26 protein-coding genes are annotated in these 22,807 nt (G+C 59.3%); all 26 read left to right on the top strand.

Features of this window, described 5'->3' with window-relative positions:
* The first annotated feature begins 8 nt into the window (after positions 1-8).
* The 26 genes from VOY09_RS15560 to VOY09_RS15435 all read left to right on the top strand — a co-directional run bounded on the left by VOY09_RS15560 (position 9) and on the right by VOY09_RS15435 (position 22,203).
* On the top strand, positions 9-422 hold the full coding sequence (locus VOY09_RS15560) for a DUF2730 family protein (RefSeq protein WP_322895194.1): 414 nt from the start codon (positions 9-11) through the stop codon (positions 420-422).
* The gene (locus VOY09_RS15555) at positions 422-721 is read left to right on the top strand and encodes a hypothetical protein (RefSeq protein WP_322895193.1); all 300 of its coding nucleotides are present in this window, start codon (positions 422-424) and stop codon (positions 719-721) included. Before VOY09_RS15560 ends, VOY09_RS15555 begins: the two co-directional genes overlap by 1 nt.
* 1 nt (position 722) lies before the next feature.
* Positions 723-1,301: a DUF3486 family protein gene (locus tag VOY09_RS15550; protein ID WP_322895192.1), complete on the top strand. Its 579-nt coding sequence runs from the start codon at positions 723-725 to the stop codon at positions 1,299-1,301.
* Positions 1,298-1,594 carry a DUF6527 family protein gene (locus VOY09_RS15545; RefSeq protein ID WP_322895191.1) on the top strand — a complete coding sequence of 99 codons (297 nt, stop codon included), beginning with the start codon at positions 1,298-1,300 and terminating at the stop codon, positions 1,592-1,594. Before VOY09_RS15550 ends, VOY09_RS15545 begins: the two co-directional genes overlap by 4 nt.
* Complete coding sequence (locus VOY09_RS15540) at positions 1,594-1,809, top strand: hypothetical protein (protein ID WP_322895190.1); 216 nt, start codon at positions 1,594-1,596, stop codon at positions 1,807-1,809. Before VOY09_RS15545 ends, VOY09_RS15540 begins: the two co-directional genes overlap by 1 nt.
* Complete coding sequence (locus tag VOY09_RS15535) at positions 1,802-3,481, top strand: terminase large subunit domain-containing protein (RefSeq protein ID WP_322895189.1); 1,680 nt, start codon at positions 1,802-1,804, stop codon at positions 3,479-3,481. The genes VOY09_RS15540 and VOY09_RS15535 overlap by 8 nt, the downstream gene beginning before the upstream one ends.
* A gap of 42 nt (positions 3,482-3,523) precedes the next feature.
* Entirely contained in the window at positions 3,524-5,170 is a 1,647-nt protein-coding gene (locus tag VOY09_RS15530; RefSeq protein ID WP_322895188.1) for a DUF935 domain-containing protein, read from the top strand.
* The gene (locus tag VOY09_RS15525) at positions 5,163-5,468 is read left to right on the top strand and encodes a hypothetical protein (RefSeq protein WP_322895187.1); all 306 of its coding nucleotides are present in this window, start codon (positions 5,163-5,165) and stop codon (positions 5,466-5,468) included. The genes VOY09_RS15530 and VOY09_RS15525 overlap by 8 nt, the downstream gene beginning before the upstream one ends.
* A gap of 9 nt (positions 5,469-5,477) precedes the next feature.
* Complete coding sequence (locus VOY09_RS15520) at positions 5,478-6,290, top strand: phage minor head protein (protein ID WP_322895186.1); 813 nt, start codon at positions 5,478-5,480, stop codon at positions 6,288-6,290.
* Entirely contained in the window at positions 6,290-6,817 is a 528-nt protein-coding gene (locus tag VOY09_RS15515) for a phage virion morphogenesis protein (protein ID WP_322895185.1), read from the top strand. The genes VOY09_RS15520 and VOY09_RS15515 overlap by 1 nt, the downstream gene beginning before the upstream one ends.
* 107 nt (positions 6,818-6,924) lie before the next feature.
* Positions 6,925-8,064, top strand: a complete 1,140-nt coding sequence (locus VOY09_RS15510) for a phage protease (protein ID WP_322895184.1) — start codon at positions 6,925-6,927, stop codon at positions 8,062-8,064.
* The gene (locus VOY09_RS15505; RefSeq protein ID WP_322895183.1) at positions 8,064-8,495 is read left to right on the top strand and encodes a hypothetical protein; all 432 of its coding nucleotides are present in this window, start codon (positions 8,064-8,066) and stop codon (positions 8,493-8,495) included. The genes VOY09_RS15510 and VOY09_RS15505 overlap by 1 nt, the downstream gene beginning before the upstream one ends.
* A gap of 26 nt (positions 8,496-8,521) precedes the next feature.
* A complete protein-coding gene (locus VOY09_RS15500; RefSeq protein ID WP_322895182.1) occupies positions 8,522-9,415 on the top strand; it encodes a Mu-like prophage major head subunit gpT family protein in 894 nt (297 codons plus the stop codon).
* Between the two features lie 86 nt (positions 9,416-9,501).
* The gene (locus tag VOY09_RS15495; protein WP_322895181.1) at positions 9,502-10,149 is read left to right on the top strand and encodes a hypothetical protein; all 648 of its coding nucleotides are present in this window, start codon (positions 9,502-9,504) and stop codon (positions 10,147-10,149) included.
* 60 nt (positions 10,150-10,209) lie between these two features.
* The gene (locus tag VOY09_RS15490) at positions 10,210-10,638 is read left to right on the top strand and encodes a DUF1320 domain-containing protein (RefSeq protein ID WP_322895180.1); all 429 of its coding nucleotides are present in this window, start codon (positions 10,210-10,212) and stop codon (positions 10,636-10,638) included.
* Positions 10,638-11,069: a hypothetical protein gene (locus VOY09_RS15485; protein ID WP_322895179.1), complete on the top strand. Its 432-nt coding sequence runs from the start codon at positions 10,638-10,640 to the stop codon at positions 11,067-11,069. Before VOY09_RS15490 ends, VOY09_RS15485 begins: the two co-directional genes overlap by 1 nt.
* Positions 11,066-11,233: a hypothetical protein gene (locus VOY09_RS15480; RefSeq protein ID WP_322895178.1), complete on the top strand. Its 168-nt coding sequence runs from the start codon at positions 11,066-11,068 to the stop codon at positions 11,231-11,233. The genes VOY09_RS15485 and VOY09_RS15480 overlap by 4 nt, the downstream gene beginning before the upstream one ends.
* The gene (locus tag VOY09_RS15475) at positions 11,234-12,166 is read left to right on the top strand and encodes a hypothetical protein (protein WP_322895177.1); all 933 of its coding nucleotides are present in this window, start codon (positions 11,234-11,236) and stop codon (positions 12,164-12,166) included.
* 180 nt (positions 12,167-12,346) lie between these two features.
* The gene (locus VOY09_RS15470) at positions 12,347-12,676 is read left to right on the top strand and encodes a hypothetical protein (protein WP_322895176.1); all 330 of its coding nucleotides are present in this window, start codon (positions 12,347-12,349) and stop codon (positions 12,674-12,676) included.
* A complete protein-coding gene (locus VOY09_RS15465) occupies positions 12,673-13,023 on the top strand; it encodes a DUF1799 domain-containing protein (RefSeq protein WP_322895238.1) in 351 nt (116 codons plus the stop codon). The genes VOY09_RS15470 and VOY09_RS15465 overlap by 4 nt, the downstream gene beginning before the upstream one ends.
* The gene (locus VOY09_RS15460) at positions 13,020-15,596 is read left to right on the top strand and encodes a phage tail length tape measure family protein (RefSeq protein WP_322895175.1); all 2,577 of its coding nucleotides are present in this window, start codon (positions 13,020-13,022) and stop codon (positions 15,594-15,596) included. The genes VOY09_RS15465 and VOY09_RS15460 overlap by 4 nt, the downstream gene beginning before the upstream one ends.
* The gene (locus VOY09_RS15455) at positions 15,596-16,252 is read left to right on the top strand and encodes a hypothetical protein (protein WP_322895174.1); all 657 of its coding nucleotides are present in this window, start codon (positions 15,596-15,598) and stop codon (positions 16,250-16,252) included. The genes VOY09_RS15460 and VOY09_RS15455 overlap by 1 nt, the downstream gene beginning before the upstream one ends.
* Positions 16,249-16,836 carry a hypothetical protein gene (locus VOY09_RS15450; RefSeq protein WP_322895173.1) on the top strand — a complete coding sequence of 196 codons (588 nt, stop codon included), beginning with the start codon at positions 16,249-16,251 and terminating at the stop codon, positions 16,834-16,836. Before VOY09_RS15455 ends, VOY09_RS15450 begins: the two co-directional genes overlap by 4 nt.
* Positions 16,833-17,240, top strand: coding sequence for a DUF6950 family protein (locus VOY09_RS15445; RefSeq protein WP_416236763.1), 408 nt, complete (start codon positions 16,833-16,835; stop codon positions 17,238-17,240). Before VOY09_RS15450 ends, VOY09_RS15445 begins: the two co-directional genes overlap by 4 nt.
* Positions 17,230-19,401 carry a hypothetical protein gene (locus VOY09_RS15440; RefSeq protein WP_322895171.1) on the top strand — a complete coding sequence of 724 codons (2,172 nt, stop codon included), beginning with the start codon at positions 17,230-17,232 and terminating at the stop codon, positions 19,399-19,401. Before VOY09_RS15445 ends, VOY09_RS15440 begins: the two co-directional genes overlap by 11 nt.
* A gap of 9 nt (positions 19,402-19,410) precedes the next feature.
* On the top strand, positions 19,411-22,203 hold the full coding sequence (locus tag VOY09_RS15435; RefSeq protein WP_322895170.1) for a hypothetical protein: 2,793 nt from the start codon (positions 19,411-19,413) through the stop codon (positions 22,201-22,203).
* Positions 22,204-22,807: the final 604 nt, after the last annotated feature.

Below are 22,807 nucleotides of genomic sequence, written 5' to 3'. Positions count from 1 at the left end.
CCTGCGTGATGGATTGGATCGAAGCACTCGGGGTTGTTCAGGTTGTCGCTGCTATCGTTGTCGCCTTTGGCGGCATCATTTCTGCTGTCGGCGTTTATCTTAACAGGAAGATGACGAAGTTCGTGCAGGAGGTTACCAAAGACAACGCGGCGGCACAAAAAACTGCCGACGATAAGCTCACCTTGCTGATCGCAGACCTCGCATCGACCAAAACAAAGGTGGCGGCGAGCGAGGATGATCTGCGTGAAACCAAGCACCGGCTGAACAACCTCGAAACAACGATCAGATCACTCCCGACACGTGATGACTTCCATAAGTTCGGGATCCAACTGACCGAACTGAAAGGGGAGCTGCGACCAGTTGCGGCCATAATGGAGCGCATGCAGGAGCTGTTGCTGCAACGCGGTAAGGACAAGCTTTGATGGATATGAACCAGATCATTCGCGAGCAGGCTCGCCTGATCATCCTCAAATCACTGGCCGAGCAGGTCGACGAGCGTCTCAACAGCGATCTGCTGGTCGAGATGCTCAAGCCGTTCGGGATCCGCAAGGACCGCGCATGGGTGCATGACGAGTTGGCTTATCTTGCTGATATGGGTGCGGTCACAGTCCTGACCGCTGGCACGGTGCAGGTCGCCTCACTGACAGATAAGGGGCACCGCCACCTCGAGCGGGAGATCGCCATCGAGGGCGTCAAACGCCCGTCACGGCCGGTGTCCTGATATGGGGCGCGGAAAGCTCAGCGCATTCGAGCTGCTGCCAGAGGCCTGCGATGGCATCATCGCCTGGGCGGCCAGCGAATTGTCGGATCGCGACCGGACCCAGACCGACATCTATGCGGAGTTCGTGACCCGCTGCGAGCAACTGATGCAAGAATATCGGGGCGAGCTGGAATTCGCGATCCCGAGCTTTTCTGCGTTCAATCGCTACTCCATGCGGCTCAGCCGCTTGACGCGCTTGCATGACCAGACCCGCGACATCGTTGCCGCTATCGCCGAGAAGTTCGACGCCAAGGAAAGCGACGATCTGACGATCATGACGGCCGAGACGATCAAGTCGTTGACCCTGCATATGCTGGCCGATCACGGCGAAAAGATGCTGCCCAAGGATGTGATGCAGCTGGCCTCGGCCATGCGGCAGGTCTCCCAGGCGCAGAACATCTCAACCGAGCGCCGGATCAAGCATGCCAAGCAGTTTGCGGAAGAGGTCAATGAAGCGGTCGATGCCGTTGCCAAGGCCAAGGGCATGACGGCCGAGACCAGTGAGGCGATCAAGGCGCAGATCCTCGGGGTGCGCGCATGATTGTCCGGGCGCTTTATCAGCCAGATCAGAAAAAGTTTCTCGCCGATGCCTATGCCGGCAGCTTTCATCTGGAGGATCGCGAGAACCCTGATCTGCGCGAGTTCATCTATTTCTGTCCCTGCGGCTGCGGTCACAAGGGCCGGTTGCTTGTGGGTGACGGTCTGAAGCCCGCCGGTGCGCGGCCCAGCTGGTACTGGAACGGATCGACCACGGAGCCGATCCTCGAGCCGTCGGTCAATCACCAGGGCCATTGGCACGGCTGGCTGCGCAATGGTTACTGGGAGCCGTGCTGATGGCGACACCCGCGCAAGTGGCCAATGATCTCGCTGCCCAAGCTGCGATGCTGCACCAAAACGGTAGTGGCAACAATCAGATCGCCGCATCGATGAAGCGTGGGGCGGAAACCATCCGTCGCCAGTGCCAGATCATCGCCGAGCTGGAGGCGGCAGCACAGGCCGAAGCCGACCGCCACGAGACCTATGTCAACGGGGATGATCAGCATGCTTGACGCCCCCAGCCAGGAAGAATGGGAGGCGCAGCGCCGCGAGGCGATGGACGCCATGCCGGATGTCATCGACCAGGTCGGTTTGCCTGAGGTCCTATTGCCTTATCAGCAGCGCACCGTCTCGCTGCTCGACTCTGTATCAACCCAAGCCCTTTACATCGAGAAGTCCCGCCGGATCGGTCTGACCTGGGCGCTGGCGGCTTATGCCGTGCTGCGCGCCGGCCGTCAGAAGAGTGCCGGCGGCATGGACGTGATGTACATCTCCTACAGCCGCGAGATGACCCGCGAATTCATCGACGCCTGTGCCATGTGGGCCCGCGCGTTCTCGGTCGCGGCGCTGGCAGAAGAGGAGTTCTTGTTCGAGCAGGGCGACGAGGACGGCGACAAGGCGATCCAGGCATTCCGGATCCCCTTCGCATCCGGTTTTGAGATCATGGCGCTCAGTTCGGCCCCGCGCGGCCTGCGGGGTAAGCAAGGTGTCGTGATCATCGACGAGGCTGCATTCGTGGACAGCCTGGACACGCTGATCGAAGCCGCGATGGCTTTCCTGATGTGGGGCGGACAGGTTGTCGTTTGTTCGACCCACTACGGTGTGGACAACCAGTTCAATGCTTCCATCCAGGACGTGCTGTCAGAACGCGCCCCTGGGGAGCATCTGCGCATCGATCTCGACGACGCGCTGCGCGATGGTTTGTACCAGCGCATCTGCCTGGTCAAAGGCACTGAATGGACGCCGGAAGGCGAGGCGGCATGGCGCGCTGGCATCGTCAAATTCTATGGCGCCAGTGCCGATCAGGAATTGTTCTGCGTGCCCAGTGCTTCATCTGGCACTTGGTTGCCGTCGCCATTGATCGATGCGCGGATGACGATCGACAAACCGGTGATCCGTCTGACGCTGCCGGCTGATTTCCTTCAACGATCCAATCTTGAGCAGCGCAGTCTGGTCGCGCCCTTCATGGAGCAGATTGAGGAAGAACTTGGCGGTCTCGATATGACCATGCGCTATGCCTTGGGCTTTGACGTGGGCCGCGTTGCGGACCTCTCAGCTGTGCCGCTGTTGGCCATCGATCAGAAGCTGCGCCAGCACGAGGCATTGTCGATCGAAATGCGCAATGTGCCTTTTGCAGAGCAGTACACAGCCGTCGAGCTGGTGATGAACCATGTGCGCAACCGCCTGGTTGGTGCCGCGATTGATGCCACCGGTATCGGTATGTCGATCGCCGAAGCGCTCGGGCGCAAGTTCGGGCTGCGCGAAGACGAAGAAGGCTCCGGTCTGGTCTGGGCGATCAAGTTCTCCGAGGACTGGTACCGGGTCAATATGCCCCCCCTTAAAGCCGCGTTTGAAGACGACACGCTGGCGCTTATCCGCGATGATGATCACATGTCCGACCTGCGCGTTGTGAAGGTGATCCGGGGGATCCCGCGCGTGCCGCCCACACGCCAGGGCGAGAAGGGCAAGATGCGCCACGGTGACTTTGCGATCGGCTTGGCGCTGGCGCATTTCGCGGGGCGAATGCGCTGGGTCGAATATGGATACCGTGCGGCGTCGCCGGCATCGTCAGCCCCACGCGAGACCGGACGTATGAATATGCTCCCGCCTGACGACAGAACCCAAAAGCAGCGGGCGTGGTGGGACACACCTCTCGGCGCTGGCTTGCGCGGGGGAGGGCTGTGATGTGCAACGCCCGATCACAAATCCAAACTGAAAGCACACCCAATGGATCGTAAACCTGTTCTGATGGATCAATATGGCCGTCCGGTAAAACGGGCGGTGCTTACCCAAGAGGTATCAGCTGCCACGATTGGCGGTGTGCGATCACCACTTACTACGTATCCAGGCGACGGGCTGAACCCTGTGCGTTTGGCCAACATCCTGCGCGCGGCCGACCAGGGCGATCCGATCCAGTATCTGGAGCTGGCCGAAACGATCGAGGAACGTGATCCACATTATCTAGGTGTCGTCGGGACCCGAAAGCGCGCGATCAGCCAGCTCGATATCACCGTCGAAGCCGCCAGCGAGGATCCTGATGGTGTCATGCGGGCTGATATGGTCCGCGACTGGTTGCGCCGTGACGAGCTGACAGATGAGTTTTTCGATATTCTCGACGCCGTTGGCAAGGGCTACAGCTTTACGGAAATCATCTGGGATAGCTCGAGCGGCGAATGGCAGCCACAACGGCTGGAGTGGCGTGATCCGCGCTGGTTCCGCTTTGACCGGGTCAGCCTGACCCAGCCGATGCAGTTGGATGCTTACGGGCAAGAGCGTCCGCTTGATGCGTTCAAGTTCATCCATGCACGCTTGAAGGCGAAATCAGGCATCCCGCTGCGATCGGGTCTGGCACGTGTCGGTGCTTGGGGATGGATGTTCAAGGCTTTCACCCAACGCGACTGGGCGATCTTTACCCAGACATTCGGCCAGCCATTGCGCGTCGGCAAATGGGGTGCGGGCGCGTCTGAAGCAGACAAGGACACGCTGTTCAACGCTGTCGCCAATATCGCTGGCGATTGCGCCGCCATCATCCCCGAGAGCATGACGATTGACTTTGTTGAGACCAAGAACGTCGGATCGTCGGCAACACTTTACAAAGACCGGGCTGACTGGCTCGATCAGCAGATCTCGAAAGCAGTGCTTGGCCAGACAGCAACCACGGATGCGGTCACCGGCGGTCTGGGTTCGGGCAAAGAGCACAGGCAGGTCCAGGAGGACATCGAGCGCGCCGATGCCAAGGCGCTCAGCGCTATTCTGAACCGCGATCTGATCATCCCGTGGATGCAGCTGAACTTCGGCCCGCTGAAAGCCTATCCGCGTCTACGGATCGGTCGGCCTGAGCAGATCGATGCCGTGCGCGAGGCCGAGGTTTTCGACAAGCTCTACAAAGCTGGCCTGCCGATGAAGCGGACGCAGGTCTACGACAAGTTCGGCTATGAAGAACCGGGTGCGGGCGATGCAATTCTCGGCCAACCGTCCCAAAATCCGCCACCGGCGCTGAATGCGACCGCGCCCAATGACCCCGTTTCGTTTTTTAAACGCTTTCTAGGCGAATTTAAACGGGTTGAGGCTTTGTCACGGCCCATCGCCGCCGTGCAGGCCCAGACCCCGCTTAAAACGCCGCTCAGCGGCTCGGATGATTTGGACGTTTTGATTGATCGGCTGACTGATGACGCCAGCCCGGCCGTGCGGGGCATGCTCGAACAGATCGAGGCGATGTTGTCAGCCGCAAACAGCTTCGATGAGTTCCGCGAAATGCTACATGCAGGTTTCCCCGATCTTGATGCGCAAGAGGTAGAGGATTTGATCGCCGATGCCCAGACGGCGGCCTATGCAGGTGGTTATCTTGCCGCTGAAGAGGCAAATGATGCCTAAACCGATGTTGGACACCGCGCGCGGCGACATCGTTGCTTTCGTTTTAGAGCTTTATCGCGTTCTATCCTTTTTGACGCGTTTGCTGCTGTTTCTGGGATCACCTGTTTTGGTCGTGATGGTTGTCTTAGGAAGGGTCGATGCAATGTTTCTTTTGTTGCCAGCCTTCGGTTTGACCGTAATGTGGTTTCAATCCTTGCGCCGGCGCTACCGGCAACATCCAGATTGTGATCCGCGCCATCGACAGCAGTTTGTCGCCCACGCGCCGACATCACCGCCGCCGCCTAAACCCAAGCGATAGGAAACCCTGATGGCCGACACGATTAGAGGCACCTTTCGCAGGCCGTTCAAAGAGCAGTTAATCGCGTTCCGTCTGCGGATGGGCAACATGATCCCCACGGCCGCGTGGGACGATCTGATGCGCGAGGAACACGACAAGGCCTTTGTTGTGGCCGGCGCGATGAAAGCTGATCTGCTGAGTGATATTGCCGAGGCTATCGAGAAGTCGATCGTGCAGGGCACAACCTACGATACATTCAAGAAGGATTTCCGCGCGATTGTCGAAAAGCGCGGGTGGCATGGCTGGACTGGTGAGGAAAGCGAGCGCCGAAAAGAATGGCGGATGCGCACCATATATAAAACCAACATGCGCACCTCCTACATGGCCGGTCGGCATGCGCAGCTTGTGAATGGCAAGTTCGCCTATTGGGTTTACCGGCACGGTGGGTCGCGTGATCCGCGCCCACAGCATCTGGCCTGGGATCGCTTGATCCTGCCATCCGATCATCCGTTCTGGGCGACGCATTTTCCACCGAATGATTGGGGCTGCAGCTGCGGCGTGGCAGGTGCCAGATCGATCCGCGGTGCCATTCGCCTTGGTGGCAATCCAGAGGTGCAACTCGATCCTGATTGGGATGTGCCGCGTCCAAATACAGGAACGCCGCCAGGTATTGGTAAGGGCTGGGATTATGCCCCTGGCGGCACGGTCACCAGTTTGATTATCGGCATTATTCCGAAGTTCAAGACATGGCCTGAAAGCGTGACGCGCGACTTTCTCAAATCCCTCGACCCTGAAATCCGAGAGCAGTTCCTGACTGCGCTCGAGCTTGCTGGAGACGTCTGATGATCATCATGGAATTGAACACTGAAGAGCTTGAGGTCGTGATGTTTCGTCTCGGTGGGGCGTTGGAGGATAAGACAGAGGTGATGGAAGGCATTGGCGAATTTCTCCGCCAAGCCACTATTGATCGCATACTTGCCGGCACGCAACCTGATGGTCAGCCATTCGCGCCAAGGTCACAGACAACGATCGACATCTATGCCGCTCAAGGTCAGACCTATGGGCAGCCCTTAAACCGCAAAGGCGATATGCGCGACGGCATTGATTATGAGGCCAGCAAAGACAGCGTTGTGTTTGGCTCCAGTGCAATCCAGGCGGCCGTGATGCAGTTCGGTGCAGAACAAGGATCCTTTGGCGCACAGACGGGCCGGACACGGCCATCAGAGAAGCGGCCTAAGTCACAGGACTATTTCACGACACTTCCGTGGGGCGATATCCCAGCGCGACCATTTATCGGTCTGTCGGAGAGTGACGAAGTCAGTATTATCGAGTTGATTTCAGAATACCTCGAAGAGGCTGCGCGGGATTGACGCGCCCTGCCTGATCGGGGCAGCTTGGGTTTGGGGATCTGATCCGACTACCCCGCAAACCGTTGCGGATATATAGCGCAGGCGGATGGGCGCATGGTGGCAACATCATGAACACCGCAAAACTCATCATCGCTCTTTGTGCCGCACAGCCATCTTCCACGGTGGCGATGTGCGCGTCGCAGGATCTGCCGCCCGCCAAGGATGATGGCGATGTGCCGGAATGGATCCATCTGTTGCCTGCTGGCAACCTGATCCAGACCGGCGATGCACGTGGCCCTTATCACGTCGCATCCGCCCAGGCGGTGATCACGGCCTCCTTTGCCGAGGATAGCCGGCTGCCGATTGATGAAAACCACTCCACCGACCTTGCTGCTCCGCGCGGCGAACCGGCACCGGCCTTGGGCTGGATTGTCGAGATGCAGGCGCGTGACACCGGCATCTGGGGCCGCGTCGAATGGAACGCCTCCGGACGCGATCTGGTCAAGGGCCGTGCCTATCGTGGGATCTCGCCCGTCATCCTGCATGACAAGAACAAGAACCTGCGCAGCATCCTGCGCGCCAGCCTTGTGAACAAACCCAACCTGCGCGGGATGACCGCGCTCCACCAGCAACAGGACAATGAAATGGACTGGATGAAGTTTCTGGCCGAAATGCTCGGCCTGCCCGCCACCGCAACGGAGGACGAGGTCAAGACCGCGCTCACGGCCAAGATGGCGCAGACTCAAGGCGAGGGCCAGTATAAGGACAAAGACAAGGACATGGCTGCTGTGCAATCGCAGCTTTCCCAGCTCGGCGTCGTTCTGGGTCTTGGTAAGGATGCCAAGCCTGCCGAAGTGCTGACGGCCGCCACACAGGCCGCCAAATCGGGTGCCGCCACACCTGACGAGATCGTCGCTCTGCAAAGCGAGCTCGCCACGGTGGTGAAGGAACTCAATACCATCAAAACCGATCGCACGCTCACTGCCGCGACATCCTTCGTCGACGCTGAAATCAAGCGCGGCCGGGCTGGCCTGAAGCCTTTGCGTGATCGCTACATTGCCCTTCACCAGCGTGACCCTGCCGAGGCGGAAGCGCTGATCAACGGCATGCCGATCCTCGGCCTGTCAGGCATGACGCTCACCCCGCCCCCCGCCGCTGATGGCACCGTCAGCCTGAATGCCGAGCAGAGCGCTGTTGCTGCGATGCTGGGCATGACCACCGAAGATTATGCAGCGCAGCTCGCGCTCGACACGAAGGAGACCCTCTGATGGCACCTTTGACCGAAGGTCGTAATACGCCGCAACGCATCGGCGACATCAGCGCCGGCAAGCTGGCCGCAAATGCGCTGATCTATCCAGGCGCGCTGCTGATGCGCAACGCGGCTGGTTTCATCCTGGCCGGTGAGACAGCAACCGGATCTGTCGGCGTTGGCCGGGCGGAAGAGCACCTCGACAATACTGGCGGTGCGAATGGTGATCTCGACATCACTTTCCGCACGGGCGTCTTCCGCTTCGCCAATTCGGCTGCCGCAGATGAAATCACCATCGCCGATATCGGTGAGGTTTGTTTCATCGTCGATGATCAGACGGTGGCCGCGACCAGCGGCACCGACACCCGCTCACCTGCTGGCACCGTCGCCGATGTGGACGCCCTGGGCGTCTGGGTCCGCTTCGATGAAGCACTCACCAAAGCCGCCTGACGCAGGCCTGACAAGGACATCTGACGATGCTTATCACATCTACCTCTATCGCCGCGCTTCGCGTTGGCTTTTCCAAGAAATTCAACGATGCTTTTGCCGAGGTCAAAAGCATGCGCGATGCGGTGGCCGAAACGATGCCATCGACAGAAGGTGAAAACCTCTATGGCTGGCTTGGTGAATTGCCAGGCATGCGCGAATGGATCGGCCCGCGTGTTGTTCATGGCCTGAAAGAACACGATTACCGGATCAAGAACCAAGATTTCGAGCTGACGATCTCGGTGCCGCGTAACGCCATCCTCGATGACAAACTGGCGACATACGGTTCGCGCTTTGCTTTCATGGGCCGCTCGGCTGCCCGGCATCCCGAAGAAATGGTGTGGGATGCACTGAAGAACGGCTTTACCCGCGAATGTTATGACGGTCAGCCATTCTTCGATGCCGATCACCCTGTTCTGGGCGAAGATGGTGAACCGACCAGTGTATCGAACACCGGGGGCGGCTCTGGCGCGCCATGGTTCCTGCTCTGCACCAACGAGGCGGTCAAACCATTGATCTTCCAGGAGCGGATGAAGACGACCTTCGTCTACAAGGACAAACCGGACGACGACAATGTCTTTAATAACAAAGAATATGTCTATGGCGCTGAATCCCGCCATGCTGTCGGTTACGCTTTCTGGCAGATGGCATATGGCTCCAAGCAAACGCTGAACGCTGCCAATTATGCCACGGCTCGCTCTGCACTCATGAGCATGAAGGCCGACTACGGCCGTGCCCTCGGCTTGATGCCAAACCTGTTGGTTGTGGGTCCGACGCAGGAAAGTGCTGCGCGCAAAATCCTGAACTCTGAATACGCCGCCGGTGGCGAGACCAACGAGTGGAAAGGCACTGCAGAACTGCTTGTCGTGCCGTGGCTGGCCTGACGCTGACCTGCCGTGAATGGCAAGGCTAATCGAGCGGTCCGGGGCGACCGGACCGCTTTCATCAGCCGATCCAGAGGAGACTGACCATGTCCAAACGTGAGACCCTGATTGCCCGCGCCAATGAACTCGAGCTGACGTTCGCCAAGAACATCAACAACAAAAACCTCGAAGCCCTGATTGCCACGGCCGAGGCCGACAAGAATACCAGTGCCGGTCCCTCCGGGGGCGAAGACAACGGTGGGGAGATCGGCGACCCTACCGGCGATGCCAATGATGGTGGGCCAGAAGGGCTGACACCGGCGTCGTTCGATGCTGCAGGCGAGACAACGGCCGTGCAGCAAGGCGCAGCACCTGACACCACGCAAGAGGCCGGTGCTGCGCCAGCAGATACCGCGGCAATGGAGACTGGGGTGCAGGATCCAACACCGACAGTGGCTGATATGGCAGGCGAAGCCCTACCGGCGGCGAACGGCGAAACGTTCACTATCCCTGCGACAGTCGTCGAAGTGCCGAAACCTGACATTGCCCAAGTTGAACTGACAGTGGTTGTGACCGGTCCCAAGAAGGGACGCCGTCGGGCTGGCTATCAGTTCGGGGCAGAGCCGGTGCGGATCCCGGCCGGGGAGCTGAGTTTGGAACAGGCCCAGGCGCTGGAAACTGATCCGACGCTCACCGTCGCCTATTACCTCGGCGACGAAAAGGTCGACGTTCCGCCCGTTCTGTCCACGCCTTGAAGTCGCCTGCAACCTGCCCATTCAAACCCCGTTTAATGCCCCTTTGAAAGTGACCCTGCCGTGAGCTACGCCACCCTCGATCAACTCTCCGAACGCTATGGCGCGCAGCTGCTGATCCAGTTGACTGACCGCGCGGCCGTGCCGACAGGCGTGGTCGACGTCAGCGTTGTTGAGCAGGCGCTCACCGACACGGATGCAGTGATCGATGGGTATCTGGAAGGTCGCTATGCACTGCCGGTCGTGGCTGTGCCGCAGCTGCTGTCGGATCTGGCCAAGGCGATCGCGTTTTACAAGCTCCATGTCTACGAGCCGAACCAGAAGATCACGGACGAATACAAAGAGGCGATGCGCATGTTGCGCGAAATCGCTGATGGCCGGATCACGCTGACGATCGCGGGCAAGGCTGCGTCTGGCACCGGTGGCAGCGGCGCGCGTATCACCGACCGCGAACGTCCGCTGACAGAAGCCAATATGAAAGGCTTCATCTGATGATCGAAGCCGTCATCACCCGCCTGAAAGCCGAAGTGCCATTCCTGCAGCAACGCGTCGATGGTGCGGCACAGTTCACCGAACTGGTTGCCAGCGGCAAGCTCGCACCGGTGACACCGGCCGCCCATGTCATCCCCGTGGGTCTGCGCGGTGGCAATCCTGATGTCGCCTCGGGTCTGTTTCGGCAGCTGTTCACCCAGACGGTCGCCGTCGCTTTGACCCTGCGCGGGCAGGATCCAAACGGCCGGCGCGCACTGCAGGGGCTTGATGCGCATCTGATGGAAATCATCACGGCGCTGGCGGGCTGGGCTCCGGATGACGAGGTCGGCGTGTTCCGGTTTGTCAGCGGCCGCGTGGCGCTGATCAGTCGTGGTGATTTTGTCTATGAGCTCACTTTCTCGATCGAAGACCAGCTGAGGATCCCGACATGACGACGCAACCCAATTCCAAGCTGCCCACCAAGGGCGGCAGCTTCATCCGTGAGGACGACGGCAGCCTGCGCAAGATCGCCGGTACCGCGCCTGCGGAACGCAAGAAACCCGCGCCGGCACGTGCCAAGCCCGCCAGCGCCAAATCCAAATCGGAGGAGAGCTAAATGGCTCAGAAGTGGCGCAACAAGATCGTTCTGGCGAAAATCGAAGCAGCCTATGGCGTCGATCCGGATCCGACAGGGGCGCTCAATGGCGTTCTGGCGACCGAAGTCGTGCTCAGCCCCATGGAAGGCTCTGATGTCAGCCGTGAGCTGGAAACCCCATATTTGGGCGCGCAAGGCACAATCGTGGCAGAGCTGCACCGCAAGTTGACCCTGAAAGTCGAACTGGTCGGGTCCGGTACTGCTGGTACGGCCCCCGCGTGGGGGCCTTTGTTGCGGGCCTGCGGTGTTGCAGAAACTATCGTGGCTGCGACGTCCGTAACCTACAACCCGGTCAGCGATGATCATGAAAGCATCACCATTTACGTTTGGATGGACAGCACGGTCTATATGCTCACCGGCACGCGCGGCACTGCCCGGTTGACGTTCACAGCCCAGGGTATTCCTTATCTGGAATTCGAATTCACCGGCCTGTTCAGCCCCGCAGCGGAAGAGGCGCGCGATACCCCGACCCTGACGGCGTTCCAAAAGCCCCAGCTGGTCACCGATCGCAACACGCCGACCTTCACCATGGCTGGCGAGGACTTCGTGATGCGCAGCTGCATGCTCGATCTGGCCAACCAAGTGGAAGCGCGGTTCCTGGTCAATTCTGAAGGCATCCTGATCACCGATCGGGCCGACATGATCCAGACCACCGTCGAGGCTGTGCCGCTGACCACCTTCGATCCCTACACTCTGGCCGAAAACCAAGGCACGGTTCCACTGGTACTAGGGCATGGCACATTGGCCGGCAAGATCGTGACGCTGAATGTGCCCAACGCCCAGATGCAGCGGACCCAAGGTCTCGAAAACGCGCAGAACATCATCGAATGGCCGCTGCGGTTGGTCCCTTTGCCGACGGCTGGTGATGATCAATGGACGTTGGTGCTGACGTAGCATGCCGCGCAAGAACCCCCGGCCGGCTGCGAAACAGCAGCTTGCAATCGCCAAGCACCGCCTTGCTGCAAAGCGCGCCGGCAATGGCAGGCAGAGAAAGACCAAGCCCACGACGGGCTTGGGTTTGCAGCTGGCACTGGCCGCGCTGCTGAAATTTGGATCACCCCGTTAGGAGCCACGATGTTCAAAGTCACACACAACCCTGAATTCACCCACGATGTGCCGGTCCAGGTGCCAGTCGATGGCGGCCATCTTGAGCAGAAGTTGCGCACGCGTTTCCGCATGATGGATCTGGATCAAATCGATGCGTTCGATCTGTCGACCAAAGAGGGCAACACCACGTTCCTGCAGCGCGTTGTTATCGGCTTCGAGGATCTGGTCGATGAAGACAATAACCGTTTGGAATGCACTGATGCCCTGCGCGACCGGATGTTGATGCAGCCGCATATCCGCATGGGGCTGACACAGGCCTATAACCGGGCCGTCTACAAGGCGCGGGTGGGAAACTGAAGGCCGTCGGGCGCGCTTGGGCAACCGGCAAGCTCGGCGGATCACGCAAGGATGACGAGGCCGCCTCGGATGCAAAACGCTGGAACATCGATCTCTCAGAGCAGGACATCAGCCCAGACCTTGAAATCTGGGCCACGCATCTTGACGCGCTCGATGCATTTCTGGCGGTCGCGTCGCAATGGCAACGGGTGTCCACGATGAGCGGTCTGGTAATCACAGGTCTCGATTATGCCGGTGCCGAGGCTGGTTTGCGCATGGCAGGCCTGACCATGTCACCTGAGACCTGGGCGGATGTGCGTCTGATTGAGGCCGGTGCGGTCGCCGCTGCGATGGAGGTTGGCCGGTGAGCGATTTTGTCGTCAGTGGTCGCATTACGGCGGATAGTACTGACGCGGAGCGTGCGCTCAAGGGTACTGGCGATGCCATGCGCCAGGCAGGGACTGAGACCAGCAAGCTTGGTCAGGAGGGGCGCAAGGCCGCAACCCAGACCGATACGCTTACCAGGGCAGAGCGACAGGCGTCACAGGCCGCCAATGCGCTGGCTGCCTCCAATACCAAGGCAGCGCTGACAGCCAGACAAGTCGGTGCGGCAAACGGCGTTGCCGCTGGATCGCTGTCAAACTTGACTGCGCAGTTTAACGATATCGGCGTAATGTTGGCAGCAGGCCAAAACCCCCTGCAGCTGGCTCTGCAGCAAGGTACGCAGATCAGCCAGGTAATCGGTCCAATGGGCGCGGCAGGTGCCGTCAAATCGTTGGGTGCTGCATTTCTGGGGATGCTCAACCCCGTCTCACTTGTGACGATCGGGACAATTGCCGGGGGTGCCGCGCTGTTCCAATACGCTCAGGGTGCTCTTGCGGCCGGACGTGACAGCCGGACTTTTGAAGAGATCCTCGACAGCCTCAGTGAAAGTGTCAGCACCTATACCGAATTGGTCGATCTGGCCGATACATCTACCGATGATTTAACCGAGCGGTTTGGTGCGGCGAGTGCCGCCGCGCGTGTCACGGCTGAATTTCTCGCAGAGTTGGCTCGGGTCGAAGCTATTCGCGATGTCGATGCTGCGGTCCAGGCCCTGACCGAGACGTTTGGTGGTTTGTCTCGCACGGATTTGGTGTCGACACGCGGCGGTGTGATGGCAGAAATCGGGCGCACGATGTTCGCGCTGCGCGATGAACTCGATCTTACCGATGATCAGGCTGCTGCGGTTGTCGTGTCACTCGAGCAGCTGGCAAATGCTGGATCAATGACTGAGAAGATCGAAGCTGCCAACGATTTGCAGGAGGCATTCCAGCGCGTTTTTGGCTCGGTCGAAAATATCCCCCCGGCATTAGCCAACGTTGCTCGCGAGGCCGGTCTTGTGGCGCTGCAGGCTGGTGAAATCGAAGGGGCTATCGCACCCGCGATCGACACGACGCAACGTCTGATTTCAACCTACCAGCAGTACGCCCGCACCCGTCAGATGGGTGCTAACGCAGAGCGCCAGGACGCGCTCGAGCTTTTGGCCACGATGCAGGCCCAGAATGATCTGCAGGCCGTGATCAACGATTTTGGCGCTGACAGTCTCGAAGTGGCCAAGCAGCGCGCCGAGGCTGAGCGTGACGCGTTTGAGGAGACACTGGCCGGCCGCGACATCTCCGAAGAGCTGAAGGACGAATTGCGCAATGCTTTCGACGCTGCTGTCAGTCTGTCTCAGGTCGATCTGACAAGCGGTCTGAGCGGCGCGGCAGGCGAGGCACGACAGATCGCGCGTGAACTGGGCATCTCTCTGGAGGCTGCACAACGGTTGCAGGGCTTCAACTCAGAGATCGACCGGCTTCAGTTTGAGACCAGTATTCAGGGGCTGTCTGAAGTTGATCGCCGGATCGCTACTGCGCAGCGGCAGATGGAGATCGACCCTGACAGTGACCAAGGTGGCCAACTGGCTGAACAGATCCGCGCGAATTATGCTGCTGAGCAGGCACGTCGTGACCGCGAAGCCGGATCACGCGGGAGATCGAGGACCAGGCGTCCAGAAGTCGATCCAACCGAAAAGCTGATCACAAACCTCGAGCAGGAACTCGCGATCCTGCGCGAACTGGATCCAGTGCAGCAGGAGATGCTGCGTCAGCGCGAAGCGCTTAACGGCGCGTCTGCGGCTCAGCGCGAGCAGATCGAAGGTCTGATCACCACGCGACTGCGCGAGGCCGACGCGATGGAGCTGGCCGAGGCCAACATTCAGACGCTGCGCGATGTTTCATATTCGGTGTTCGATGACTTAATTGACAGCGGCGGCGATCTTGAGAGCGTTTTGAACAACCTCTCAAATGCCCTTATTAAGATGATCCAGCAGGCGCTTTTGCTCGGTGAGGGGCCACTGGCAAGCATTCTCTCTCCCGGTGGGGGCGGTGGATTGATCGGAAGTGTGATCAATGCGGTTCTTCCTGGGCGCGGCGGCATTCCGGGCCGTGCCGATGGCGGTATGATCCCGGGCTATGCCGATGGCGGCGATCTGCAGGTTGGCGGCCGCGCGGCCGGGACCTTGTCAGGTGTCGGTGGGCCGCGCGAGGACAACATCCTTTTCTGGGGCTCTGACGGTGAGTTCATGGTCAACGCCCGGTCCACGGCCAAGTATCGCCACATCCTTGAGGCCATCAACCAGGACCGGATGCCCGCCTTTGCTGACGGTGGCAGGCTGGGTAGCACCAATTCCTCTCCGGCCGTTCTGACGCCTTTCGGCAGCGCCGACATGACCGCGCAGCGCGGCGACGGATCAGTGCCGCGTATCGAGCTTGTTGTGACGGCCGCTGACGGCGTCACGGTCGAGCAGGCGGGTGAGATCGCCGCCAGTGTCGCACTGACCATCCAGCAGGGCTCCGCCCGCGCGCAGCAAAAGGCCATGCCCGGTCAGCTCACCGCCAGCCAGTTGCGGAGAGGCTGATGGAGCGGCGCATCATCACCCTGCCGCCTCTGCTGGCCTCCGAGGTCGATTGGGACATCGACTGGCGTGAGCAATCGTCCGGCACCAATCTGGCCGGCCGCACAAATATCGAGATCACATCGATGCCGCGCTGGATCGGGACGCCAAAGCTCCAGATGCTTCGCGGTGAAATCAACGTCTGGCGCGCCCATCGCTGGGCCGCACGCGGGCAGACCGGGATTTTCCGGTTGCAGATGACCGACAGCGGCTCATTGTCTCAGCAGCCGACAGGGCAGGTGCCCTGGGATGGCGATGTGCTTTTCGAGGATGGCGCGGGCTTTGCCGATTTGCCTTTCGTGCGTTGCGTGGGCGGCGCGCCTGCTGGCGCAGAGGAGATCGTCATCGATGAGGTCACAGCACCGCACCCAGTGCGCGCGGGTGGCATGATGAGCTACGAGGAGCTGCCCTTTGGCATTGTATGGCGCTTGCCAGAAGGTGGCACGCTGGTGCGCCTGGGCATCGAGATGCCACTGCGCCGGCCGATCCCGGCCGACGGGCTGATCGACATGGCCGCATTTGGTCTGTTCGAGATGGTCGATCCGCGCACCGGCAACGCCGCCTATCGCTCCAGTCGGTTCTCGGAAACCGAATTCCAGCTGCGCGAGGTGCTGCGATGAGCGTCTTTGGTGCAGGCTTTGACCCACGCGATCAGATCCTTGGCTTTCTGGGCCTGATCGAGATCGACACGCCCGATGGGCCTGCCCGCTACATGGTCGCGGCAGAAGGCATCTTTCGGGATATCGACGGCCGCGCGTGGGTTGGATCGCAGTTGCTGCAGGGCACGGAACTGGAATGGTCGCGCGGCGGCGATGCCCCCGAGGGCGAACTCTCCATGTCCTACTTTCAGGATCCTGACGCTGCCGATCTGATCAGCAAGGTGCGCGCCCTTGGTGCGGGCTATCTGGAGGGTCGCAAGGTGCGCTATTACGTCCAGCCGATCCGCACGATGTCGGATTTCTACGCGCCGGGCCTGCCGATGATCCTCTATGCCACCCGCACTGCCGGCGTCGTGAAATACACATTCAATGGCGACATCTCGCGCCGCATCTCCCTGTCAGTTGAAAGCATTTTCGCCGGGCGTCGTGCGGCACGCTCGCGCTTCTACACTGTCGAGGACCACAGCCGCCTTGTGGGCAGCCCGAACCCCAGCCTCCAGTTCATGCCGCTCGAAAGCCGAGAAGAGGAGGCATTGTTCGGATGAGCCCGCTTTACGCCCGCCTTCACCTCTGGGCTATAACCCCCCATGAATGGGGCTTTAACGACTGTTTTATGACCCTCGCAGATTGGGTGCGCGATCAATCGGGGCGTGACCCCGGCGCTGATCTGCGCGGCACCTACGGCGATCCGGGTGTCTGTGCGATCGCACGGCCGTTGTTCCGTGATCCGGAGCCTGTGGTCACTGCCGCCTGCGCCAGGGCGGGGCTGACACTCACTACTGATCCCCAGCCCGGCGATGTTGGCGTGCTGCGCCAGACCGGCAATCGCTTCCTGGTCGGCGGCCTCTGCCTCGGTGACAACTGGGCCAGCAAGACGGCCGACAACGGCGTGCTGATTTTCCGCCCCCTTGAGATCATCAAAGCATGGGAGAGCGGCTATGCGAAGTAAGGCCGCACTCTTGCTTTGCACGACGGCGCTGACGCCTATCGCCTCGCCTGCCAAGGGTGAGCCGGTCACCTTGTTTTTCACAGGACTGACGGCCTCCATTGGCGCAAGTGCTGCGACGGCCGCCGTGGCATCGGCCATCGGTGGATCCACGTTGCTGGGGTTTCAGGTCGGCTCATTCCTGTTCGGGACGGCTCTCGGACAGGTCGTGCTGTCGCTGGGCCTGTCAGCTGTCGCAAACTCACTGCAACGACGCCCCCCGATCCCCCGGCCGAGTGAGCGGCTGGTGAATTTTGCGCAGCCGCTGTCGGCCATGGAATGGGCCTTCGGGCTTGTGCGCAAGGGCGGTCCATATGCGCTCACCAGTTTCCAGGGTGACCGGCGTCACTACGCGGTAATCCTGTGCGCGCATTCGATTTTGGGCGTCGAGCAATGGTATCTGGACCAAAGGCCTGTCGAGGTCGACGGCGACGGATCCGTGCTGACCGAGCCATATGGCACGGCGATCAGCGCGCTGCCGGGCGACAGCGCCATCAGTCTGCGTTTGCGCCGAGGGGAACCGGGGCAAGTCGCAGACCCTATCCTTGTCAGCCAGATCCCCGAATGGACGTCTGCCCATAACATGGCCGGGCTGGCCTATGTCGCGGCCTTTGCCCGCCGCGTCAAAGATGAAAACTTCGGGACAGTCTATGGCAATTCCCCCGGCACTGGCCCCGCCATTGCACCCGCAATCCGGGCCGCTGATACGATTTATGATCCCCGCACCGACAGCTTCGGCTGGAACGACAATGCAGCCCTGGTCTTTGCCTGGATCATCACCAATGTCCTGGGCGGCGAGGTGGATTGGGCCGAGATCGCTGAAGAGGCGGATCAGGCTGATGTGCTGGTTGCAAACCGTACAGGTGCGCTGCAGCGCAAGTGGACACTCAATGGTGTCTTTGATGAGCAGACGGATGTGGCCGAAATCATCAAACAGATCATCGCGGCCTGCGATGCCTATGTCTACGAGCGCCCTGATGGTTCGATCGGGTTTATGGTCGGCCGTTATATCGAACCCACCATCACCCTGACCGAGGATGATTTTGACTCGTTGCAGATCGCAGAGCGCGACTGGGGACCAAAGCCCGCAACCGAATGGGTGGGACGCTACGTCGAGCCAGGTTTCGACTGGAATGAGGCCGTTACCGGGGTGTGGGTCGAGGACGCGCAAGGGCGCGCCGTGCGCCGCGATCCGGGGCTGTATTTCGTGGATGACCACAATCAGGCAATCCGGGCCATCAAGCGGATCGCGCGGTCCGTGCGTGCGCAATATTCCGTGCAGGGCGCGATCCGGGCGATTGGCTATGAGCTGGTCAATGGCGCTGGCGGCCGGGCACATCGCTTTGTGCGCGTCCAGGCCTATGGGTTTGATTTTGTCATGGAGATCGGCCGCATCTCGCGCGGTGAGCAGCTCACCAGCCTGAGCATCGAGGGCACGTCTGTGACCCCCGAGGATTTCGGTTTCGTCGCGGCCGTCGAAGAGCCGGAACGGCCACCCCGTGAAAAGGTCTCCAACGATAACACGGTCGGCGCACCTGGTGGGCTGACCGGCGAGGCATTGCCGGGTGGGACGATCCGTTGGTCCTGGACAGCACAGCCCGGCAACCTGACCCAGCAGCTGCGCTGGCGCGAGATTGGTGCCCCCGAATGGCAACCTGCGATCGCCATCCCGAATGCCGAGACATCCGTTGTCATAGGGAACCTTAGTGACGGTGCGTTCTATGAGTCCGAGCTGAGCAACCTGACGGCCTCTAACCGCCGGTCAGGTTGGCATGGGCCCGTCACCGTCCAAGCCATCGTCAACCCCATCGCACCGGCCGCGCTCGATGCTTTCAGCGTCACAGGCGCGGGCAGTGATGTCGATATCGATTTTCAGACGCCCAACGATGCGAATTATGCCGCGACCCGGATCTACCGGGCGGGCTACCCAGTGGCCTATGGCGGCCCCTATGCCATCGGCGATGCCAGCCTGATCGCCACCATCTACGGCCCGCCCAACGCAGCCCAAGGTGCTGACAATACTGGCCTGCCAGACGGCAATTATGCGTACTGGGCCGCCCCCATCAACAGCAGCGGGATCCAAGGGCCAATCAGCGGCCCCGCGATCCTCGATATTCCAGTTTAGGAGTTTTCAATGGCTTTCCCGACACCCCGTGATGCGCTTCAGGGCAACCCGCCAACACCGGATTACCGGCCTCGCAAAGCCGATCTCGTCAGTGTTCTCGACCAGATGCAAACCATTGCTGCAGTCGAGATGCTCAAGGATTTTCATGCGTCTGTTGGTGATATGCCGGCGGTCGGCAATACGATTGGCGACAAGCGTGCTGTGCTGCAGCCTGCGGCCAACGGCGGTGGCGTGTATCGGTGGACAGGTTCACAGTGGGATCTGGTTGCGGCATTGCCGTTGTCGCTGACTGATAGCATTTCGGCGAAAGAGGCTGCTGCCAGTTTAGCGGCAACGATCCTTCAGGTCGGCATCGCGCGAAATCAGGCAGAAATTTCTGAGGCAGCTGCATCGACGGCAACTATGCAGGCCGGTGTATCAGCCAACCAAGCTGTCGTGGCCGCCGCGCGGGCTTCGGCGGCGCTGGCATCGCAGCAGGTTGCAGTCAGCGCTGCAATGGCTCAAGACCCGACTATATTGGTAGATTTGCCTGACCCGATCCCTGCTGACGGCACAACTGTCAAGCGGGTCGAGGATTTCGGCATCCGGTTTTATAGCGTCGAGGATGGATTGTGGGAGGCTGGGCCTTGGCTGTTAGGGCCGGAATTCGGATTTGAATACCAGTTGTTTGACAACACTGCATCCATACTCGGGCCAGATGGCACGGTCATTAAATATGGACCATATTTTTGTGTCGTTGACAGCACATTACCGGAGACCGAAGTACCGCATGCTGGGGGAGTTAAGCTGCGAGCACTTGAGAATTCCCGGGGCGAAATCGCCCTTGAAGCATTGGGAGTCCTTGTTGAAACCGTATCTGGCGGCGGTGGTGACAACACGGATGCATTATCGCGCGTGTCGCGCGTGCTTTCCGACTACCGTGGGACACTAACCTGTAGATCGGGTTACGTCCACACGCATGGGACGTTTGTTGTTCCCCGGCACGCATCATTGATTTGCAAAGATACGATATTTTGGTCGACTGGTAGCACAGGCGTGTTTGATAGTGCGGTCGTCTCAAAAGTCGGCGCCACCCCAACTCGTATCGCAAACCTCATCACCAGCGTCGTCGGCGCAGGCGACGGTGGCAATGACTACACTTTGGATTTTTCAGCGGATCACGGGTTAGCTATTGGTGACACTGTCCTGCTATATAATCCGACTGATTACAGCTATTCGGGGTACCGTCGGACATACCGTGAGGGAGAATTTGCCAAGGTAATGCGTGTTACTAGCACGACGTCTGTGGAGCTATCTAGCGTGCTTTATGGCAGTCACGACCATATCCAAACGCAAGTTTTCCATTGCTCTGATATGGCAACAGGCAAGATGGAAAACTTTACTGCTTTTGCCCCTGGCCCTGGTCTAAATGGCATTATCAAAGGGTGGGAGCTTAAATTCTGCGAGGGTGTTAAGCTTACCCGAAGCGCCTCCAGAAACAGCGATAACGCTAGCGCATCGGTGTTGCTGTCATATCGATGTGAGGGCGATTTTATGGATGAACAACAGTGGTCTATGTCACCGGGATTTGAGACGCAATACGGACTGAGCATTGCGAATAGTCAAGATTGCCGGTTTCAGGGTAAATTTGCTGGTTGGAGACATGGGGTTGCCACTGGTGGTGGTGACGATTTTTCCATCCCTTGTCGCGGCAATCATGTCCACGATTTTGAGGCGCGCAATCACCCAACCCAAAGCGCAATCGCCGCCGCTGACTGGCATGGTTGCACAGAGTTTTCGAGTTACCAAAATGGGTTTTGTTACGGCGGTGGACTAAATGTCGCCGGTGACCACAACATCGCAACCAACATTGAGATTATTGGTGGACCCGGCTGTTTGGGTGTTTTGGGGCGCGAGATATCCGGACTTACCCACACCTACAAAAATATCAGGGTTTTAACTGATCGGGTAGATCCGACCCGTGGTGTTGCATTTGATCTCGGTGGCAACAGTCTCGCACTCACGGAAAGCTGCAAGCGCGGCGGACACTTGACACTAGAAGGATGGAAAATCCGTGCCACAAAACAGGATCGGCAAGTGATTGCTATTCGCAATCGAGGCTACGTGCGGGGTAATGTTGGGGTGTGGAATGCCACCACTGGCGCTTTCCCGTCAACGCGCGGCGATGGATCACCTATTCAAGCTGGCGACCTTTTTCGGGTATCTGTCGAAGGCACTATTGACGGCGTTAGTTTTGTTGTGGCCGATTACCTGCGCGCGTTGGTGGCCTCGCCTAGCGTAGCGGTTTATGCGGCCAATTGGACTAAGGCAGAGCGGGATTGGTCTGTATCTGTGAGGGGTATACATGTCGATCAACCCAAGGGCTTGCCGGACTTTGCCGGTCTTGTGTCTCTAAGCACAGTTTCAGGTGACCCGCCTGCTCGGATCGAGGTCACAGGAGCGCAACAGGCAAACAGCGCGAATAACGCTGTTCTGGGATTTGGCGATTTGGACACGGCATCCAATGTGCTGGCACGGTTGGACCCATATACTTTCCGCACGACACTAACTCCCTCAACTGATGTGGTTTCTGTCGCTCCAGTAATAGCATTACCAATGAGGTTCCCAAAAATACCAGAGGCCAGCGCCTCCATTGTCGGCGCGGCACATAGCGGGGGGGGGCTGGATCGCATCGCAGCAAATATTTTAGCCGTCACTCGTAATAATGTCCGTCCACAGATTATCCGAATGGATGCGGTCAGCAATTTCGCGGGGTCAACGCCTGTGACCGTCAGTTGCACGGTTACTTTAGCAGAATTCTGATGGTGACTATAAGAGCAGCTTGATGTTCATGAAGTCTAAACATGCGGTTGATCCTGTGGTGGTTACGTTCAAATGGCGGTTAACAGGGTGTTTAAAGCATCCCAGAAAAAGGCAGATTAAAAGCTTTGGGTGTGATGCATGATTTGGCGACGCATTGATCAGTACACTGCAGAACTGAAGCTCGGAGCAACTAGGTTCATCATTTCACCAGGCGGGCTAGACCACTGGATCTTAACGCAGGATCCATATCTCGATGGAAAGTCTGAGGTCGTGGCTTGGTGCAAGACCGTTTCGCAGGCAAAGGAACGTGCGGCTTTAAACGCTTTTTTGCTGGATCCGGCACCCGGCCCGAACTAGGCCGCCCCAGAATCATCGACATTACCAACGCGTTGTAGCTGGTCGATTTCAGAAATTCATCTGCTGCAAACTTCACTGTTCGGCACTGCAAAAACTACTGTCGCGCTACATGGGCTGCGTGAATTTTTTGTGATGGCAAGGTTATCCCCAAGAAACTGCTTTACAGGTGTGCCGCTGTGACCCACGATATCTTGTAGGGGCATAACGACAACTCCACCGTCCCTAGAGCAGGCAGCTAGCGTTAGGG

Origin of the sequence: Yoonia sp. 67-2 (assembly GCF_035117555.1) — a bacterium.
GTDB lineage: Bacteria > Pseudomonadota > Alphaproteobacteria > Rhodobacterales > Rhodobacteraceae > Yoonia.
The sequence above is the reverse complement of the archived record's forward strand: the minus strand, read 5'-3'. Positions and strand labels throughout refer to the sequence as shown.

Excerpts from the sequence above, each read along its gene's own strand:
- VOY09_RS15560 (WP_322895194.1), top strand. The coding sequence starts at position 9 with ATGGATTGGATCGAAGCACTCGGGGTTGTTCAGGTTGTCGCTGCTATC.
- VOY09_RS15555 (WP_322895193.1), top strand. The coding sequence starts at position 422 with ATGGATATGAACCAGATCATTCGCGAGCAGGCTCGCCTGATCATCCTC.
- VOY09_RS15550 (WP_322895192.1), top strand. The coding sequence starts at position 723 with ATGGGGCGCGGAAAGCTCAGCGCATTCGAGCTGCTGCCAGAGGCCTGC.
- VOY09_RS15545 (WP_322895191.1), top strand. The coding sequence starts at position 1,298 with ATGATTGTCCGGGCGCTTTATCAGCCAGATCAGAAAAAGTTTCTCGCC.
- VOY09_RS15540 (WP_322895190.1), top strand. The coding sequence starts at position 1,594 with ATGGCGACACCCGCGCAAGTGGCCAATGATCTCGCTGCCCAAGCTGCG.
- VOY09_RS15535 (WP_322895189.1), top strand. The coding sequence starts at position 1,802 with ATGCTTGACGCCCCCAGCCAGGAAGAATGGGAGGCGCAGCGCCGCGAG.
- VOY09_RS15530 (WP_322895188.1), top strand. The coding sequence starts at position 3,524 with ATGGATCGTAAACCTGTTCTGATGGATCAATATGGCCGTCCGGTAAAA.
- VOY09_RS15525 (WP_322895187.1), top strand. The coding sequence starts at position 5,163 with ATGCCTAAACCGATGTTGGACACCGCGCGCGGCGACATCGTTGCTTTC.
- VOY09_RS15520 (WP_322895186.1), top strand. The coding sequence starts at position 5,478 with ATGGCCGACACGATTAGAGGCACCTTTCGCAGGCCGTTCAAAGAGCAG.
- VOY09_RS15515 (WP_322895185.1), top strand. The coding sequence starts at position 6,290 with ATGATCATCATGGAATTGAACACTGAAGAGCTTGAGGTCGTGATGTTT.
- VOY09_RS15510 (WP_322895184.1), top strand. The coding sequence starts at position 6,925 with ATGAACACCGCAAAACTCATCATCGCTCTTTGTGCCGCACAGCCATCT.
- VOY09_RS15505 (WP_322895183.1), top strand. The coding sequence starts at position 8,064 with ATGGCACCTTTGACCGAAGGTCGTAATACGCCGCAACGCATCGGCGAC.
- VOY09_RS15500 (WP_322895182.1), top strand. The coding sequence starts at position 8,522 with ATGCTTATCACATCTACCTCTATCGCCGCGCTTCGCGTTGGCTTTTCC.
- VOY09_RS15495 (WP_322895181.1), top strand. The coding sequence starts at position 9,502 with ATGTCCAAACGTGAGACCCTGATTGCCCGCGCCAATGAACTCGAGCTG.
- VOY09_RS15485 (WP_322895179.1), top strand. The coding sequence starts at position 10,638 with ATGATCGAAGCCGTCATCACCCGCCTGAAAGCCGAAGTGCCATTCCTG.
- VOY09_RS15480 (WP_322895178.1), top strand. The coding sequence starts at position 11,066 with ATGACGACGCAACCCAATTCCAAGCTGCCCACCAAGGGCGGCAGCTTC.
- VOY09_RS15475 (WP_322895177.1), top strand. The coding sequence starts at position 11,234 with ATGGCTCAGAAGTGGCGCAACAAGATCGTTCTGGCGAAAATCGAAGCA.
- VOY09_RS15470 (WP_322895176.1), top strand. The coding sequence starts at position 12,347 with ATGTTCAAAGTCACACACAACCCTGAATTCACCCACGATGTGCCGGTC.
- VOY09_RS15455 (WP_322895174.1), top strand. The coding sequence starts at position 15,596 with ATGGAGCGGCGCATCATCACCCTGCCGCCTCTGCTGGCCTCCGAGGTC.
- VOY09_RS15450 (WP_322895173.1), top strand. The coding sequence starts at position 16,249 with ATGAGCGTCTTTGGTGCAGGCTTTGACCCACGCGATCAGATCCTTGGC.
- VOY09_RS15445 (WP_416236763.1), top strand. The coding sequence starts at position 16,833 with ATGAGCCCGCTTTACGCCCGCCTTCACCTCTGGGCTATAACCCCCCAT.
- VOY09_RS15440 (WP_322895171.1), top strand. The coding sequence starts at position 17,230 with ATGCGAAGTAAGGCCGCACTCTTGCTTTGCACGACGGCGCTGACGCCT.
- VOY09_RS15435 (WP_322895170.1), top strand. The coding sequence starts at position 19,411 with ATGGCTTTCCCGACACCCCGTGATGCGCTTCAGGGCAACCCGCCAACA.